Annotated in this window: 17 protein-coding genes; 5 read left to right on the top strand and 12 right to left on the bottom strand. The window is 51.8% G+C overall.

Translation table 11 applies throughout. The features are described 5' to 3' along the window. Nucleotides 1-14 precede the first annotated feature (14 nt). The 9 genes from bamA to rpsB form a co-directional block, all read right to left on the bottom strand. A complete protein-coding gene (gene bamA / locus P4S53_RS12540) occupies nt 15-2,432 on the bottom strand; it encodes an outer membrane protein assembly factor BamA (RefSeq protein ID WP_337112924.1) in 2,418 nt (805 codons plus the stop codon). 36 nt (nt 2,433-2,468) lie between these two features. After that, the gene (gene rseP, locus P4S53_RS12535; protein WP_337112923.1) at nt 2,469-3,824 is read right to left on the bottom strand and encodes a sigma E protease regulator RseP; all 1,356 of its coding nucleotides are present in this window, start codon (nt 3,822-3,824) and stop codon (nt 2,469-2,471) included. Further along, entirely contained in the window at nt 3,821-5,017 is a 1,197-nt protein-coding gene (gene ispC, locus P4S53_RS12530; protein ID WP_337112922.1) for a 1-deoxy-D-xylulose-5-phosphate reductoisomerase, read from the bottom strand. The genes rseP and ispC overlap by 4 nt, the downstream gene beginning before the upstream one ends. A 148-nt stretch (nt 5,018-5,165) precedes the next feature. Then, a complete protein-coding gene (locus P4S53_RS12525; RefSeq protein ID WP_337112921.1) occupies nt 5,166-6,014 on the bottom strand; it encodes a phosphatidate cytidylyltransferase in 849 nt (282 codons plus the stop codon). A 130-nt stretch (nt 6,015-6,144) separates the two neighbouring features. Further along, on the bottom strand, nt 6,145-6,912 hold the full coding sequence (locus P4S53_RS12520) for an isoprenyl transferase (protein WP_036759066.1): 768 nt from the start codon (nt 6,910-6,912) through the stop codon (nt 6,145-6,147). Nucleotides 6,913-6,999: 87 nt separating this feature from the next. Next, the gene (frr, locus tag P4S53_RS12515) at nt 7,000-7,557 is read right to left on the bottom strand and encodes a ribosome recycling factor (protein ID WP_120513930.1); all 558 of its coding nucleotides are present in this window, start codon (nt 7,555-7,557) and stop codon (nt 7,000-7,002) included. A gap of 67 nt (nt 7,558-7,624) precedes the next feature. Continuing rightward, nucleotides 7,625-8,356, bottom strand: a complete 732-nt coding sequence (pyrH, locus tag P4S53_RS12510; protein ID WP_027251665.1) for a UMP kinase — start codon at nt 8,354-8,356, stop codon at nt 7,625-7,627. A 91-nt stretch (nt 8,357-8,447) separates the two neighbouring features. Further along, on the bottom strand, nt 8,448-9,293 hold the full coding sequence (tsf, locus tag P4S53_RS12505) for a translation elongation factor Ts (RefSeq protein ID WP_337112920.1): 846 nt from the start codon (nt 9,291-9,293) through the stop codon (nt 8,448-8,450). A 114-nt stretch (nt 9,294-9,407) separates the two neighbouring features. Next, nucleotides 9,408-10,136, bottom strand: a complete 729-nt coding sequence (gene rpsB / locus P4S53_RS12500) for a 30S ribosomal protein S2 (protein WP_337112919.1) — start codon at nt 10,134-10,136, stop codon at nt 9,408-9,410. A 327-nt stretch (nt 10,137-10,463) separates the two neighbouring features. Between rpsB and map the strand changes: the two genes are divergently transcribed. From map to P4S53_RS12485, 3 genes are all read left to right on the top strand, one after another. Then, on the top strand, nt 10,464-11,261 hold the full coding sequence (gene map, locus P4S53_RS12495; protein ID WP_337112918.1) for a type I methionyl aminopeptidase: 798 nt from the start codon (nt 10,464-10,466) through the stop codon (nt 11,259-11,261). A 179-nt stretch (nt 11,262-11,440) separates the two neighbouring features. Next, nucleotides 11,441-14,071, top strand: a complete 2,631-nt coding sequence (glnD, locus tag P4S53_RS12490) for a bifunctional uridylyltransferase/uridylyl-removing protein GlnD (RefSeq protein WP_337112917.1) — start codon at nt 11,441-11,443, stop codon at nt 14,069-14,071. Nucleotides 14,072-14,275: 204 nt separating this feature from the next. Beyond that, the gene (locus P4S53_RS12485; RefSeq protein WP_027251660.1) at nt 14,276-14,656 is read left to right on the top strand and encodes a DUF3461 family protein; all 381 of its coding nucleotides are present in this window, start codon (nt 14,276-14,278) and stop codon (nt 14,654-14,656) included. 86 nt (nt 14,657-14,742) lie between these two features. Here the strand turns inward: P4S53_RS12485 and P4S53_RS12480 are convergent, their stop codons facing one another. The 3 genes from P4S53_RS12480 to P4S53_RS12470 all read right to left on the bottom strand — a co-directional run bounded on the left by P4S53_RS12480 (nt 14,743) and on the right by P4S53_RS12470 (nt 16,394). Beyond that, entirely contained in the window at nt 14,743-15,198 is a 456-nt protein-coding gene (locus P4S53_RS12480) for a flavodoxin (RefSeq protein ID WP_337114477.1), read from the bottom strand. Nucleotides 15,199-15,318: 120 nt separating this feature from the next. Next, nucleotides 15,319-16,071 carry a tRNA pseudouridine(65) synthase TruC gene (gene truC / locus P4S53_RS12475; protein ID WP_337112916.1) on the bottom strand — a complete coding sequence of 251 codons (753 nt, stop codon included), beginning with the start codon at nt 16,069-16,071 and terminating at the stop codon, nt 15,319-15,321. Continuing rightward, nucleotides 16,068-16,394, bottom strand: coding sequence for a YqcC family protein (locus P4S53_RS12470; protein ID WP_303458672.1), 327 nt, complete (start codon nt 16,392-16,394; stop codon nt 16,068-16,070). The genes truC and P4S53_RS12470 overlap by 4 nt, the downstream gene beginning before the upstream one ends. 142 nt (nt 16,395-16,536) lie before the next feature. On the opposite strand from P4S53_RS12470, the gene P4S53_RS12465 reads away from it, so the two are divergent. Then, entirely contained in the window at nt 16,537-17,583 is a 1,047-nt protein-coding gene (locus tag P4S53_RS12465) for a DUF3549 family protein (RefSeq protein ID WP_337112915.1), read from the top strand. Between the two features lie 35 nt (nt 17,584-17,618). Then, nucleotides 17,619-17,921: a DUF3301 domain-containing protein gene (locus tag P4S53_RS12460; RefSeq protein ID WP_337112914.1), complete on the top strand. Its 303-nt coding sequence runs from the start codon at nt 17,619-17,621 to the stop codon at nt 17,919-17,921. The last annotated feature ends 326 nt before the right edge of the window (nt 17,922-18,247 follow it).

The raw sequence follows: 18,247 nt of genomic DNA, 5'->3' as shown, positions 1-18,247 counted from the left end.
CTCTCCTTAAAGGGTTAGAATGTGCGTCCGATGGTAAAGGTGAAGAATTCTTCGTCATCACCATCGTATTTTTTCAGTGGTCTCGCGACCGAAAAGACCAGAGGTCCCATGGGTGACATCCACTGCAGAGCCGCACCGTATGAAGCACGGATCAGGAAAGGATCTGAGTAGTCATACAGAAAATCACCATCCTGTCCGCTCAAATCGTACTCGGTGTCCCACACGTTACCGGCATCAATAAACAGGCTGGTACGGATCTGGTTCCTCGCTTCTTCAGAAGCAAACGGTGTCGGAACGATCAGCTCAACACTGGCCAGTGCGACAGCATTACCACCCGCCGCATCATCTGAACCTGTCGCACAGCTGTTATTGCCGCCGATGCTGCCGCCGCTATCACAGCCACCCACGTAGACAGCTTTCGGACCGACAGTGTTGGAACGGAACCCCCGCAGGGTAGAGAAGCCACCCGCATAGAAGTTTTCATAAAACGGCAACAGCTGATCGCTGCCATTATCCGTTGTGCCGTAACCATTACCATAGCCCAGCCGGCCGCGAAGCAACAGAGTAAAATCCTGTTCCTGGGTTAACGGGAAGTACTGGCGGACATCATACTGCGCTTTAAAATACTGGGCATCTGAACCCGGTACTGTCATACGGAAGGTCGCACGCTGATGGTTACCTGCTGTCGGGAAGAAGCCCCGGTTCAGGTTATTGCGGGTCCAGGAAACCGACCAGTCAAAATCATCCAGCTCGATGGACGTGTTGGCTTGGTCAAAATCATGAATTTGTTTGAATTTCTCGATCTGATAATACTCTTCCGTATTTGAGATCTTGTTATGGTCATAGCCCAGACCAAATTCAAAGAAATTCAGTTCATCATACGGGAAGCCCCAGGTCAGGCTGGCACCGTAGCTCTGGTTGGTATAGTCAGAAATGTTCGCGTCAGAGGCTTCAAACTCGTTGTAGTACACTTTGCCGCCCAGACTGATACCATCCAGGGTGAAATACGGGTCGCGGTATTCGACACTCACGTTTTTCTGGTAATCATTCATCATGGCACTGATGCCGAAACGGTTACCTGTCCCCAGGAAGTTATCCTGCTGGATACCGGCCTGGAAAGAAACTCCGGATTCGGTACCATAGCCGACACCAAAGTTGATGTTACCGGCGTTGGCTTCTTTTACCTTGTACTGAACATCGACCTGATCTTCGGTGCCCGGAACACGCACGGTCTGTACATCCACCGATTCAAAGAAACCGGTACGGTTCAGACGCTCTTTACCGCGTTCAATCGACTTAGAGTTGAGCCAGCTGCCTTCCATCTGGCGCATTTCACGGCGCAGCACTTCGTCCTGGGTTGAGGTATTGCCAGAGAAAGCAATATTTCGCACATAAATACGTTTGCCTGGTTCAACGTTCACCAGCAGGGACACCTGCTGATTGGTATCGTCAAACTCGGGAATGGTATTCACCTGCGGGTAGGCATAGCCCAACTCGCCAAGCCGGCGTTTGATCGATTCTTCCAACCCTGTGACTTTCGCACCGTTGTAAATATCACCCTCTTTAAAGGTGACCAGCCCGGCCAGTTCGCCCTGCGCGCCAACCAGATTACCGCGGAATTTGACGCCCTTCACAGTATACTGCTTGCCTTCATTGATATTCAGGGTGATGTATACCCCTTTCTTATCCGGGGAAATGGAGACATGGGTCGATTCAAGCTTGTATTTCAGGTAACCGTTGTTGAGGTATTGAGAACGCAAGGTTTCCAAATCACCAGCCAGGACCTGTTTCTGATACTTTTCATCAGCCAGGAAGTTCCACCAGGGGACATCGGCCTGCAGATTGAATTTGTCGCGCAGATCTTCATCGGTAAACACGTTATTACCAATGAAATTAATTTGCTGAATTTTCGCCGATACCCCTTCGGTAAAGACAAATTTCAGATCAGCACGATTTCGTGGCAAAGGGGTCACAACGGCCTTAACACTGGCGTTGTACTTACCCACGCTGTAGTAGAAATCTTCCAGACCCTTTTCAATCTTACTCAGCGTCGTGCGATCCAGCGCTTCACCGACCGTGATCTTAGAGGCGTTCAGGTTTTCCTGAAGCTGCTCGTCTTTGATGGCCTTGTTGCCGGAAAAAGTAATGCTGGCGATGGTCGGGCGTTCAATGACTTTGACCACCAACGCATTGCCCTCACGGAAAACCTGAATATCTTCAAAATTCCCTGAAGCAAACAAGGCCTGAATCATATCCGCGACGTCACGCTCATCGACCGAATCACCAATTCTGACAGGCGTTTTCAGCAATGCAGCACCTAAGGCTACACGCTGTAATCCCTCAAAGCGGATATCATCCACCACAAATTGTTCCGCATGTACCACACTGCTGCCAAGCAAGAGGGATGCGACTAACAGTTTCTTCATCGCCATTACTGTTCTGATTATTCCTTGCTAAAAACGCACTTATTAAAGGCGGGTAAAATCATTTATGAGCGCTACAGCCATCAAAACGACTAAAATCACAGATCCAAGACGGTAGCCAAGATCTTGTATACGCTCCGAAACAGGACGTCGTGTCACAGCTTCAATTGCAAAAAAGAGTAAATGCCCACCATCCAGCACAGGCAGCGGCAACAGGTTCACTATACCCAGGTTCACGCTAATTAAAGCCAGAAAACCCAAAAAGTACACGATGCCGTAATCAGCCGTTGTTCCCGCACCTTTGGCGATAGAAATCGGGCCGCTTAAATTCTTCAGTGCCACATCCCCGGTCACCAGTTTGGTCACCATGTCAAAGGTCAGTGTCACCAGTTGCCAGGTTTTCCCGGTGGCTTCGCCAATGGCCTCAATCGGTCCATACTGACGAACAAAACGCTGATCTTCCGGCCACGCTGACATCACAGGCGCGAAACCAGCGTACCCAACCCACTCACCGCTTGGCAACTCTTTCGTAACGGGCGTCAGAGAAGCTTCGACCAGCGCGTTGTCACGGCGCAGCTGCACCGTCAGCGCTTGATCCGGGCTGGCGCGAACCACATCAACCACCTGCTGCCATTGCGTAATCGGCTGGTTATCGATAGAGACAATCGTATCCCCGATTTCGAAGCCGGCTTTTTGGGCCGCTCCGTTATCCACCAACTGACCGATTTCCAGCGTGATCTGTGGTGAAAACGGGGTAATGCCCAGCGTCGTCAGTATACGCTCACTTTCCGGGTCAAAAGACCAGTTACGCAAATCCAGATTGAATGTCTTTTCGTAAGACTCTTCCGGCGGCACGGCTGTCAGCGTCATCTCATCATCACCAATATGACTTATCATGGCCATATTGACAGATTCCCAATCCGGAGTTTGGATGCCAGAAACTGACTTAAGTTCCATGCCGCTTTCAATACCGGCCTGGGCAGCGATGGATTGCGGCGCAACCTCCCCGATCACCGGCTTCACCGCAGGAACACCAATCAGATACACAACCCAGTAGGCGAAGATAGCAAAGACAAAGTTAGCTATAGGGCCTGCCGCCACAATGGCACTTCTTTGCCATAATGACTTGTTATTGAAAGCCTGATGGCGGCGTTCAGCCGGTACAGTGTCAACCCGTTCATCCAGCATTTTGACATAACCGCCAAGTGGGATCATGGCCAGTATGTATTCGGTTCCTTGCTTGTCGACCCGGCGCCAGAGCGGTTTGCCAAAACCAATGGAAAAACGCTCGACATACACGCCGCAACGGCGTGCAACCCAGAAATGTCCGAATTCATGCACCGCAATTAAAATGCCCAGCGCAACGAGAAAGGCACCCAAATTCCACAAAATTCCCATCATTTAGCTACCTTCTGAATCACTTGCTGCGCCAGCTGTCGTGCGTCAGTATCCAACGCCATCACACACTCCAGACTCCGCGGCTCTGTCAGATTAACCCGCTCCAGCACTTGCTGGTTTACTCGCGCGATATCGGTAAAACGTATGCCGCCGGCCAGAAACTCTGCCACCGCCACCTCATTGGCCGCATTGAGCGACGTGGTTGCTGCCTGTCCACTGTAGCACGCATCGATCGCAAGCTGCAGACACGGATAGCGCGACATATCCGGCGCCATAAATGTCAGTTCTCCCGCCTGGGTAAAATCAAGCGGTTTCACGCCGGCATCCACCCTTTCAGGATAGGCCATGGCAAAAGCGATTGGCGTCTGCATATCCGGCAATCCCATCTGCGCAATCACTGAACCATCTTTGTACTGTACCATAGAGTGGATGACCGACTGGGGATGAATCAGCACCTCCAGTTGCTCCCTGGCCGCATTAAACAACCAGCGGGCTTCTATGTACTCCAGCCCTTTATTCATCATAGTGGCCGAGTCGACAGAAATCTTCGGTCCCATCGACCAGTTTGGATGCGCAATGGCCATTTCCGGCGTTACTGTCTCCAGATCCCGTGGATCGGTATAGCGAAAGGGACCACCAGAGCCGGTCAGCAAAATCTTGCTGATCCCAGCCGCAGACAGATCACAACGCCCGGTCTGCTTTTGAACATCTAAAGGTAGACACTGATAAATCGCATTATGTTCACTGTCCACCGGTAATAATTCTGCGTCGTACTTCGCAACAGCATCAATAAACATCTGGCCAGACATCACCAGGGCTTCTTTATTGGCCAGCAGTACACGCTTTCCGGCTTTGACCGCAGACATAGTCGGCATCAGTCCGGCCGCTCCCACGATGGCGGCCATCACGGTATCCACTTCATCCAGCGCGGCGATTTCGCACATGCCAGCGACACCGGTCAGCACCTGAGTGGCTACACCGTGCGCCTTCAACTGCTCAGACAGCTCACGTGCGGCCTGCTCACTGGCCATTGCAGCAAACTTGGGCTTCCACTGACAGCACAGTTCAAACATTTTACGGCTGTCTGTCCCAGCCGCCAGCGCAACCACCTCAAAATGGTCAGGATTGTTTGCCGCTACGGCCAATGTACTGGTGCCTACCGACCCCGTTGCTCCAAGAATGGTTAACTTACGCATACCTTCACTACTTTACGAATTCTGGCTGTTCACAGCCATCATCCTACCGTTCATTTTCCGTCAGTGTGTAAACAGGGGGTCAACACACTATCAGGGGTATCAAAATCAAAATGGGGGAAGTGGTTACCCGCTTCCCCCGAATCAGGTCTCAGATCAGCCAGAGATAGAGCAATGCAAAAACAGGCAATGCTGCCGTCAGACTGTCTATCCGGTCCAGAATACCACCGTGGCCGGGTAAGATCTGTCCACTGTCTTTAATTCCGGAAACACGCTTGAGCATACTTTCGGCCAGATCACCAAATACAGAGGCAACCACAGTCAGTACCACTGTCACTAACAGCGCACCGCTGTTATTAAAGGTGATGCCAAACATTTCTGCGGTTACCCACGCGACGACCACTGCCAGCAGCACGCCACCGGCAAGTCCCTCAAGGGTTTTATTCGGGCTGACTCTGGGCGCCATTTTGTGGCGGCCAAATCGCTTACCGGCGAAATAGGCACCGCTGTCAGCCGCCCAGACCAGTAAACAGACCAACATCACCAGTTTGGCGCCCAGATAAGGGGCTTCGGCATAGTTCACAGCACGCAACATGACGACGCCCCAGAAAAAGGGAATCAGGGTGAGTAAGCCAAACAGGTAGCGAAGCGTGGTTGAACGAACCCAGAAGCCAGACTGGTTCGGATAGGTCACGACCAGCAAACAGGCAAACAACCACCAGGCGCCACCTGCAGCTAACATGATGTGATGGGGAAATTGTATATTCCCCAATTCGATGGCATCAGCAGGGAGGGCCAGAAACGACACCAGTAAAACGAATACAGGGGGTATCATCGCCAGCAGGCGTGAACGGGTATTTACAAACTGGGTCCATTCCCAGAAGCCAGCCAGGGTAATCCCTGCGATAGCCAACATAAAACCCGAAAAAGGGAGCAGGAAGATGCCGGCTATCACTAATGGCGCCAGAACCAATGCAGTCAAAATTCGTTGCTTAAGCAAGCTTGTTCCTCTCGTTATTATTTATCGTTGTCGCTTCTCAGCAATATCTTGCTTGGCAGCAGTCCAACAAGCCACGAGCTTGTTTTCAGAATGGCAGCGGGGTTCCATTTTCCACGCTACCATCTTGGTGTTACTGAGCTTTCAGTAACTTTTTTATTTGTTCACCCGTACAACCGAAACGACGCTCCCGATCCATGAACCAGGCAATGGCATCGGCTAAGGTATTTTCATCAAAATCAGGCCAGAGTTGTGGTGTGAAATACAGCTCGGCATAGGCGGTCTGCCACAGCATGAAGTTACTGATCCGGCATTCGCCACTGGTACGGATAAGAAGATCGACATCAGGCAAGCCACTGGTGGATAAGCGGGCAGCCAGCATGTCTTCAGTGATATCATCCGGGGTCAGCCCCTGCTCGGCCACTTCTCGTGCGAGAGCCTGGGTGGCCTGAAGAATATCCCATTGCCCGCCATAATTTGCCGCCACGTTCAGAACCATGCCGGTGTTGGCAGCGGTCAAAGTTTCTGCGGCCGTGATTTTGTCCTGAAGACGCTGACTGAAGCGGCTGGTGTCGCCAATAATTTTAAGACGGATGTTATTTTTGTGCAGACGCTTCACTTCCCGGCCAAGAACGGTCAGAAAGAGTTCCATCAATAAAGACACTTCATCTTCCGGGCGGCGCCAGTTTTCACTGCTGAATGCAAACAGAGTCACGACCTGAATACCCAAACGGCTCGCAGCAGAGACAGTTTTACGTACGGCTTCAACACCGGCTTTATGGCCAAACACCCGCGCTTTCCCCTTCGCCTTGGCCCAGCGTCCGTTACCATCCATAATGATAGCCACGTGCTTGGGCAGGTTCTGGGTATACCATTCAGTGCTGCTTGTATGCTCTGTCATACTTTTCCCTCAACAAAAAAGCGCCGTGCTGCACGCACAGCGCCTTAGAGCTTATCAAGCCAGAGTCAATAATAAGTAAGGAGAACCTTAAACTTCCATCAACTCTTTTTCTTTCGCTTCCAAAATGGTATCGATTTTCTTCACGGCGGCATCCGTCAGCTTCTGGATGTCATCCTGAGCACGACGATCATCGTCTTCTGAAATTTCTTTATCTTTCAGCAGTGCCTTCACTTCAGCGTTGGCATCACGACGAATGTTACGAATGGCAACACGGCCTTGTTCAGCTTCAGCGCGAACAACTTTAACCAAATCTTTACGACGCTCTTCGGTCAATGGTGGCAGTGGCACCCGGATAACCGTACCTGCAGATGAAGGGTTCAGGCCCAGATCCGACATCATGATCGCCTTTTCAATTTTAGGCGTCAGTTCTTTGTCGAATACCGTAATGGCCAGGGTACGGGCATCTTCAGCGATGACGTTCGCTACTTGACGCAGCGGCGTGTTAGATCCGTAATAGTCAACCTGAATACCATCTAGCAAACTTGGATGTGCACGACCAGTACGCACTTTTGCCAGCTGAGTTTTCAGTGCTTCAACACTTTTGTCCATGCGCGTTTGCGCATCAGTTTTAATATCGTTAATCACGTTTGTACCCTTGAATAGTCGGTCTTAGCAGGAAGCTGTTTTCCTACCCTATCAATATGTTACGCCCTTACTCGCTGTGAGCGATCAAGGTACCTTCCGGCTCACCCATCACCACTTTACGCAGCGCGCCCGGTTTATTCATGTTGAACACACGAATTGGCATACCGTGGTCACGAGCCAGTGTGAAGGCGGCGAGATCCATGACTTTCAGCTCTTGTTCCAGAACGTCCTGATAACCTAGCTTATCATAAAGAACAGCTTCTGGGTTTTTAACTGGATCGTCGCTGTAAACACCGTCCACTTTTGTGGCTTTCAGCACAACATCAGCTTCAATTTCAATACCGCGCAGACACGCAGCAGAATCTGTTGTAAAGAAAGGATTACCTGTACCGGCAGAGAAAATCACAACCCGGCCCTGGCGAAGCTGGCTGATAGCCTCTGCCCAGTTATAGCTGTCACAGACACCATTCAGCGGAATGGCTGACATTACTTTCGCGTTCACATAGGCACGGTGCAGCGCGTCACGCATGGCCAGGCCATTCATCACTGTCGCCAGCATACCCATGTGATCGCCCACAACTCGGTTCATACCCGCAGCAGCCAGACCTGCACCACGGAACAGGTTACCACCACCGATAACCAGACCAACTTGTACGCCTAGTTCTACCAGTTCTTTGATTTCCTGAGCCATGCGGTCAAGCACATGTGCATCAATACCAAAACCTTCGTCGCCCTGCAGCGCTTCGCCACTCAGTTTCAGCAGGATCCGTTGATAAGTCGGTTTAGGATTCGTGGTCATTTATTGTACCTTCCAGGCTTACTATAGAGATATGGAGTTGTAAAAAGACCGCAGCCTTGGCCACGGTCTTCTATAAGCAATTTGCGAAAGATTAACCTTTCTGCGCCAGAGCTACTTCTTCAGCGAAGCTCAGGCCTTCTGCTTTCTCGATACCTTCACCGACTTCCAGGCGAATAAAGGTAGAAACAGAAGCGCCGTTTTCTTTCAGTACGTCACCGACAGATTTCTTAGGTTCCATGATGAAAGGCTGACCCGTCAGAGAGACTTCGCCAGTGAACTTCTTCATGCGGCCTTCAACCATCTTCTCAGCGATTTCCTGAGGCTTGCCTTCGTTCATGGCGATTTCAACCTGAACTTCACGCTCTTTAGCAACCACTTCTGCTGGTACGTCTTCTGGGTTCACGTACTCTGGGCGAGAAGCTGCAACGTGCATTGCAATGTGCTTCAGGGTTTCGTCTTCGCCGTTACCCGCAACAACAACACCGATACGGTCGCCGTGACGGTAAGAAGCCACTTTCTCACCTTCGATGTAAGCAACACGACGGATAGAGATGTTCTCACCAATTTTAGCAACCAGTGCAATACGCTTCTCTTCGAACTGAGCTTGCAGTTCTGCGATGTCCGCTTTGCTTGCCAGAGCAGCATCAGCCACTTCATTGGCGAAAGTCAGGAAGTTACCGTCTTTAGCAACGAAGTCAGTCTGGCAGTTCACTTCTACCAGCGCAGCCAGGTTGTCGTTGTTCTTGATGATGATAGAACCTTCAGCAGCGATGTTACCTGCTTTCTTAGCCGCTTTTGCAGCACCGCTCTTACGCATGTTCTCGATGGCCAGCTCGATATCAGCATTTGCTTCAACCAGTGCTTTTTTACATTCCATCATGCCTGCGCCAGTACGCTCACGCAGTTCTTTAACCAGGGCAGCTGTAACTGTTGCCATTGTTATATCCTCAGTTTTCAAATCTTGGTGTAAAAATCAGGGGCCTGTAAACGGCCCCTGTTAACCATACTTAGTTTACACAAGGTAACTTAAGATGCTCAAAGGAGCGACTGATTACTCAGCTTCTACGAAACCGTCTTGCTCAGCCTGAACAGCGATGTCCTGGTTACGAGCTTCAGTAACAGTAGTTGCAACAGCACCTGTGTACAGCTGGATAGCACGGATTGCGTCATCGTTACCTGGGATAACGTAATCTACGCCGTCTGGGTTAGAGTTAGTATCTACGATAGAGAATACTGGGATACCCAGGTTGTTCGCTTCTTTGATAGCAATGTGCTCGTGATCAGCATCGATAACGAACATCGCGTCTGGCAGACCGCCCATGTTCTTGATACCGCCCAGAGATTTCTCCAGTTTTTCCATTTCACGAGTACGCATCAGCGCTTCTTTCTTAGTCAGCTTGTCGAAAGTACCATCGGTAGACTGAGTCTCCAGATCTTTCAGACGCTTGATTGACTGACGAACAGTTTTCCAGTTAGTCAGCATACCGCCCAACCAACGGTTGTTCACGTAGTACTGATCACAGCTGTTTGCCGCGTCTTTGATAGATTCGCTTGCAGCACGCTTAGTACCAACGAACAGGATTTTACCTTTGCGAGCAGCGATCTTGTTGATTTCTGCCAGCGCTTCGTTGAACATTGGTACAGTTTTTTCAAGGTTGATGATGTGTACACGGTTACGAGCACCGAAGATGAATGGCTTCATCTTAGGGTTCCAGTAACGGGTTTGGTGACCAAAGTGTACACCAGCCTTCAGCATGTCGCGCATTGATACAGTTGCCATTGAATATTCCTCAATTGGGGTTAGGCGTCCACATATCCCATGCTACCGACCCTTGACCTTGTTACGGTCGACTTACGCATAAGCCTTGGGCACCCCGGAGCACGTGTCGATATGTGTGAGTGATTAAATAAAATAATGTTTTCGTAATCTGACCCGTCGCACCGACTTTCGCCGAAGCACAATATGCCAAATTACGGCGCGCTTTATACCATATTCAGACCGCAAAAATCCAGTCAAAATCTTCTGTGCAGCCCAAAGTCAGTTTTCATCCTCCGCTCTCGCTGATACCATATAAAGTATAGAGACTGACAGAGCAGAGAAGTTTGCATGAGCATTAAGATCAAGACGGCTGAAGAAATTGAAAAGATGCGCGTGGCCGGCCAGCTGGCCGCCGACGTACTGGAAATGATTGAGCCGTATGTCAAACCTGGCGTATCCACTGAAGAACTGAACCGGATTTGTCATGAGTACATCACCGAAACCCAGGGTGCGATCCCGGCTCCGCTGAACTATCACGGGTTCCCGAAATCCATCTGTACCTCGATCAACCATGTAGTGTGCCACGGTATTCCCAGCGAGCAGGACGTATTGCAAGATGGCGATATCATCAACATTGATATCACAGTCATCAAAGATGGCTACCACGGCGATACTTCTAAAATGTTCGAAGTGGGCGAGGTCTCACTGGAAGACAAGCGCCTGTGCCGGGTCGCGCAGGAAAGCCTGTACCAGGCCATCAAAAAAGTGAAGCCAGGCACCAAGCTGGGGGAGATTGGCACCACCATCCAGAAGTTTGTCAAAAACGGCAACAGCCGTTTCACCATTGTCAGAGACTACTGTGGCCACGGCATCGGCGATGAATTCCATGAAGAGCCGCAGGTCGTCCATTACAAAAACGCCGACCGCACTGTACTGAAAGCGGGCATGTGTTTCACCATCGAGCCAATGATCAATGCCGGTAAATTCGGCTGCCTGCTCGATGATGAGGACGGCTGGACGGTGTACACAGTCGACGGCAAGAAATCGGCGCAATGGGAACACACACTGCTGGTTACAGATAACGGCTGTGAGATCCTGACCCTGCGGAAAGAAGAAAGCCTGCCCCGGGTGATGAAAAACGCCTGATTCGCGGGTCAATCCGGCAACAACTGACCATTGACTCAAAGCCAGCACATTGCTGGCTTTTTTGTTGCTGTAATTCAGGCTAGAGTAAAGAGACGACAGTTTTCCCCCAGCCACAAGAAAAGGCTTGGTGAAAAAGGCTTATTGCCCGTCACTGATACCTCAACATGGCATGGACAGCAATGACACAGATTCAATCCGAACCTCACACCCCGACCAGCGGCGAAGACACAGCTCAGCTGCTTACCATGCTCAAAGAAGAGCTGGAGCAATTCAACGAGCAGCAGCAGTTGCTCTTCTCCCAGCATGTTCCTGTCACTGAACTGGTTGAAGCCAGAGCGGGCTGCATCGACCGGCTGCTTTGCCATCTCTGGCCACAGTTCGGACTCGATCAGCGCGACGATCTCTCGCTGGTTGCGGTCGGCGGATACGGTCGCGGCGAGCTGCATCCCTTGTCTGACGTCGATATCCTGCTGCTCAGTGCGACCCCGCTTGATCATCACACAGGAAAACAAATCAGTGAGTTTCTGACCCTATTGTGGGATCTCAAGCTGGAGGTGGGCCACAGCGTCCGTACTGTTGAAGAGTGTATCAATATCGGGCTGGAAGATTTGACCGTTGCCACCAACCTTCAGGAAGCTCGCCTGCTGTGCGGCAGTGAAGACAGCTTTTTGCAGTTACAGGATCAGGTCAATTCCGGCAAATTCTGGCCGAGTGAAGCCTTCTATCGTGCCAAAGTTGAAGAGCAGCGCATCCGTCATGCCCGCTATCACGACACCACCTATAACCTGGAGCCGGATATCAAATCCAGCCCTGGCGGGCTGCGTGATATTCATACCCTGAGCTGGGTCGCCCGCCGCCATTTCGGCGCGACTAATCTGCTGGAGATGAGCCGCTTTGGTTTTTTAACCGATGCAGAGTACCGTGAACTGTACGAGTGTCAGGCTTCATTATGGCGCATCCGTTTTGCCCTGCATTGTGAACTCAAACGTTACGACAACCGGCTGACCTTCGAACATCAGGCCTCCGTGGCGCAAAAGTTGGGCTATAGCGGTGAAGGTAACAAACCGGTTGAAATGATGATGAAAGAGTTCTACCGAACGCTCAGGCGTGTGGCCGAACTCAATAAAATGCTGCTGCAGCTGTTTGATCAGGCGATCCTGAAAAACGGCGACGAACTGGCGATTGTCGATCTGGACGAGGATTTCCGCCTGGTCGGCAACCTGATAGAAGCCAGAAAACCCGCCTTATTTCAGGCCCGTCCGGAAACCATTCTCGACATGTTCCTGCATGTTGCCGCTAATTCCGAGATCGAGGGCATTTCAGCCCCCACGCTGCGCCAGTTACGTACTGCCCGCCGCCGCCTGAACCGCTTTTTAGTGGACATTCCTGAAGCACGCGAGAAATTCATGGCGCTGGTGCGCCAGCCAAACGCCCTGAACAAAGCTTTCCGCCTGATGCACCGCCACGGCGTGCTTGCCGCCTATCTGCCGCAATGGAGCCAGATTGTCGGGCAAATGCAGTTTGACCTGTTCCATGTCTACACCGTGGATGAGCACAGTGTCCGCCTGCTCAAGCACATGAACAAATTCAGCGATCCGGCCAACCGGGAGCTGCATCCTATCTGCTGTGAAGTGTATCCGCGTATTCAGAAAAAAGAATTGTTGATCCTGGCGGCAATTTTCCACGACATTGCCAAAGGCCGGGGCGGAGACCACTCCGAGCTGGGCGCAGACGATGCCTACAACTTCTGTATCAATCATGGCCTGTCGCGCCCGGAAGCCAATCTGGTCACCTGGCTGGTCAAAAACCATTTGCTGATGTCAGTCACGGCCCAGCGCAGGGACATCTATGACCCGGATGTGATCACGGAATTTGCCAAGACGGTGCGCGATGAGGAGCGGTTGGACTATCTGATTTGCCTGACTGTGGCAGATATCTGCGCCACCAATCAGGAGTTATGGAACAGTTGGAAACGCACCCTGCTGGCCGAGCTGTATTATTCCAGCCAGAAAGCGCTGCGCCGCGGCCTTGAAAACCCGCCTGATGTCCGCGAACGTATTCGTCACAACCAGCAAATGGCCTCTGCCCTGCTGCGCAGCCAGGGTTTCAGCCAGCGTGAAGTCGACGTGCTCTGGCAACGTTTTAAAGCCGACTATTTTCTGCGGCACACCCACCAGCAGATTGCCTGGCATGCCGAAGCGCTGCTCAAACATGATAATCCGGATGAGCCGCTGATCCTGATCAGCAAAAAGCCGACCCGTGGCGGGACCGAAGTGTTCGTATACAGCCGGGACAAAGCCAAGCTGTTTGCCATTGTCGTAGCCGAGCTGGATAAGAAAAACCTCAGTGTTCATGATGCACAAATCATGACCAGTAAAGATGGCTACACCTTAGATACCTTCATGGTGCTCGATCCAAACGGCGATCCCCTGACGGACAACCGCCGCGCCACGGTCCGGGACGATCTGATTCATGCCCTGGATACCATGGTCTCGGTACGACGCAATAAACGTCCGCCGCGCAAACTGCGCCATTTCAACGTCAAAACCCAGGTCGATTTTCTGCCAACCAAAACCGGCAAAAAGACCATGATGGAGCTGGTGGCGCTGGACATGCCGGGACTGCTGGCCCGGATTGGCTCAGTGTTTGCCGATCAGAATGTCAGTCTGCAGGCCGCGAAGATCACCACCATAGGTGAGCGCGCGGAAGACTTTTTCATTCTGGTCAATGAGGAAGGTCAGCAACTGACTTCTGAGCAGGAATCGGCACTCAAAGCGGCATTGATTGAACGTATTGACGATGCGGCCTAATCAAACCCGCCAGCCCGTCAGCCAAACATGACGGGCTGTTGCGAATCCTTGACGCAGATTCTGCGCCGCGTACAAGATTTACCCCGCATAAATTGCTAGAGTAGCAACAAACTGCCTCTATCAACGCCAGTGAAATGCCATTTGGGTTCGCATTTGTTGTCCTGAGCGCAGACGGTTTATTGACTGAAACAACACGAGGCCGCCATGTACCCCAACCTTACCAGCCTGGGCATCGAACACCCGGAAAGAATTGAAAGTTATAGTCTGCGCCAGGAAGCCGCGAATGACATTCTGAAAATCTACTTCGCCAAAGGAAAGGGAGAACTTTTTGCCAAAAGCATGAAGTTCAAATTTCAACGCCAGTCCAAGTCTGTCATCGTGAACAGCGGCAACCGTGAAGCCAAGGAAGTCTCTGAGATTAATCGCAAACTGACTTTTGTCACCGACGAGTTAGATAAGATCACCAAAAAGCGCCACACCGATGTCGACATCAAGAAAAAAATTCTGGACGATTTGCGCCATCTGGAACAGGTGGTCAGCCATAAAATTGCCGAGATCGAATCCGATCTGGCAAAACTGAAGTAACGAGTGATAAGTCGTCAGTAAGAAAGCAGAAATCGGGCACCTGCTGAGGTGCCCTTTTGGCATCCGCTATCTGTCAGTCTCCGGTGTTACTGCACTTTTTTCATAAAGTCCTGCAGCCAGGGCAGCGCCGCTTCCGCCGGATCAAAATTGACGCAGGCATCAATATCCAGACGCGCAGTCACCGGCTTGGCCTGCAGTTCCTGAAGCAAAGCGTCAAACTGCCGTCCGCCGCCACAGTATCTGTCCTCGCCGTAACTGGAATCTCCCATCGCGATCACACCATAGTTGAGCGCCGGCATCAGCGGAAACTGATCATTCAGCGCCAGATACAGCGGTAACAGGTTTTCAGGGATTTCCCCCTGCCCTGTGGTGGAAGTAATCACCAGCGCGACCTGATCCCGGTAAGCCAGAAAATCATCCAGACTGGGATCTGTGAACAGTTCCGCATCGTGGCCATTGGTTTTCAGCTCGCTGACGATTTCTTCTGCGACTTCCTCTGCCCCGCCAAACACGGAGCCCACAAATACACCAATCGTTGCCATCACAGTCACACCTCACTCCCTGTTTAAATTTCAATAACCTGAGATTACTCTGACCCCTGTACCGGTCAGATGCAAATACCGAAACCCAATTGCGCGATCCTGCAATCAAAAACGATGATTTTATCCGTCCAGATAAGAGAGCGGCCACTGGAAGGCCTGCATCACACTCTGCCAGCTTTGATCCACGGATGCACGAATCTCTATTGGCAGACCGGTCACCGGATGAATCAATTGCAGCGCAGAAGCATGCAGCATTAGCCGGTGACAGTCATAGTTTTCCCTGAACATGCGGTTATGCCGGCCATCGCCATGGTTCACATCCCCAATGATATGATGACTCAGATGATGCATGTGCCGGCGCAGCTGGTGTTTGCGGCCGGTTTCCGGTTTCATTTCAACCAGGGTATAGCGGCTGGTCGCATAACGACCGACAGGGATCGGGGTTTCCACTCTGGCGAGCGGACGATAAGCAGTAACCGCTTCCTGCGGCGCTTTATCCTGTAGGGCCCGCTTGTCGCTCATCTTATCCAGCTCTTCTTTGAGCGGATAATCCAGGACTGCGGCCTCTTTCACCCAGCCCCTTACCACAGCATGGTAAGTTTTCTTGACTTCCCGTCCCGCAAATTTTGGCATCATCTCAGCGGCCATCTCGCTCGAGAGAGCGAACAACAGAACGCCTGAGGTTGGTTTATCGAGCCGGTGTAACGGAAACACATGCTGTCCGCCGAGCTGATCCCGCAGGGTCTGCATTACAAACCGGGTTTCGTGGCGATCAAGCCAGGAACGGTGCACCAGCATGCCGGCCGGTTTGTTGACGGCCACCAGAGAGTCATCCTGATACAGGATCTCAAGTTCAGTATTGAGCGCTGTCATTGATTCGCGCCACCCAGCCAGTGGTCCAGTTCAGCAATCAGCGGCAACACACCGGCCAGTTCCGGTTCCAGTTTGGCGGACTCTTCGGCATACGGGTAAATATTAAACTGAGTCGGCAACATCAGCCTTTCCTCGACCAGATGATACATACGGGGCAGAAAAATCCATTGCAGCCACTCTGCACAGGTCAGCGTATCAATGGCGAATGGCTCAGTGCTGGCCAGCGCTTCCTCGCTGGGTGGGCTGTGCTGCCATAGTCCTTGCGCGTGTAACTGCTGTTCTAACCGTACCAGTAAACGGGTGGTTTTTTCGTAACAATCCAATGCGGTACTCCTGGATCAACATAACTAGCCTGATGGCTGAAGGTGAGCTCAGCCGGACAACTGGCGCGCAAGGATACCATCTTCACACGCAACTCCCTATAATGCGCCACCATAAGCCGTCAAACTCTAGGAGCCCTGAAGCATGCCCATGGATAAATTTCACACCCTGACCCAACTGTTGGACAATGCCGGATGCCAGTATAAGATTTTCGATCTGGGCCGCCGGGTCTGTGAAATCGAGCGAGATACCTTCAAAGCAGTTGAAGAGAACCGCCAGCCTTATCCATGGCCGTTACAGCAGCATGCTCACCTGTCGATTTCCTTCTGGCAGCCGGGTAATCCGCCCTGGATCTGGTTCCTCAGGCTGCCGCTGGATGAGCGGGGCTTGCTCAAGCAGGCTGCAGTCGGTGATTTCATTAAGTATGTCATCGAAGCCATGGGCGCCACACTCAATGCGGTGCCCACAGAAGAAGAGCAGGAAAAGCTGGCGGCCAACCCGTACACCTTCAAGCCAAAAGACGACAAAATGGCGATCTTCCACGCCCATTTGCGTCAGCAGCTGGCGTTGCCAGCCAGCCAGTATTACGAACATGCCCAGGTTTATCTCAGCGGTCAGCTGGATTGGGCGCAATGGCAGGGTGTTGGTTTACAGGGACTGGCCGATATCTGCGCCCGGATGAAGCAGGAAAATAATGCAACTTACCTGCGCAAGGCGCTGCAGAATCTCCCCATGACGCCGCTGTACGCGCTGCTGGGCTGTCTGGAACACTGTGCGCTGCCAGAAGCCTTGTCTGAGCGTCTGGCGGAACGGATTCAGCACGAGCTCACAGCACAGGAAACCGATATCTTCCTGTTATCTGCGTTGCTGCGCGCCCTGTCCGGGGCCGAGACGGCAATGCTGAACCGTGAGATCCAGAACATACTGGCAAAACCTGAACTCTGCCACCCTGAAATGCTGGTCGCCATTGCCGGCCGATGCTGGAAGGGCTTGGCTGACACCGATACAGCCAGTCAGTTTTTACTGCGCCTGGCCCAGACGCAGGATCAGACTTTATTCAACCAGCTGTTTGCCGATCTCGTCATGCTGCCAGCGCTGCGCGGGACCATGCTGCAGGTGCTGCACAGTTCAGCCAATGCCGAGCTGACCGAGGCCATTACCCGGTTGCAACAAGCCACTCGCGGCCAATAAAAAATGAAACGGAACTGAAGAAGGAAATCCCACGGATGGATAATTTACTTGGCATACTGGCGCTGGCCATACTGGGCTACCTGTTCTGGCAGCAGAGGCGCCAGAGCGAGCTGGCCCAGCAATTTATTACCCAGCGCTGCCAGCAGTTAGGATTGCAGCTGCTCAGTGTGGCCAGAGGATCGCACCGCCTGAAAGATGACGCAGGCAACTGGTGCTGGCAAACCCTGTACTTATTTGAGTTTTCAGCGGACGGTGCTGATGCCTATGAGGGCTGCGCCACCTTCAGAGGACTGCGTCCGGTCCAGTTTTATGTGCCGCCGCATCATATGCCGGGCTGAAGGGTTGCCCGCGCCGGTTTTATACCAATCAAAGTAAGTAAATGATCAGAAATAGCGCAGGGAAAATGTTTGAGAGCAAGGCAGATTTTTTAGATCAGTAGTGATTCTACAATCAAAAAATCTAACGCAGTTATCGAATATTTGAACAAGCTAGGATGACCAGTTATTTACTGCGATTGGTATTACCACACCACAAAATAAAACGGGCGCAACTTTCGTTGCGCCCTTAGGTCTTACTTGCAGCTATCCTGCTACGCATAGGCTCCCTGCCTCAATCCTTTGATGCGCCGGAATCCGTCGGCGATTTTCCATTGAACGCTCATCCT

The organism is Photobacterium sp. Hal280 (assembly GCF_037162255.1).
Lineage (GTDB): Bacteria > Pseudomonadota > Gammaproteobacteria > Enterobacterales > Vibrionaceae > Photobacterium.
Note: the sequence above shows the minus strand (reverse complement) of the source record. Positions and strands in the feature narration are given on the sequence as shown.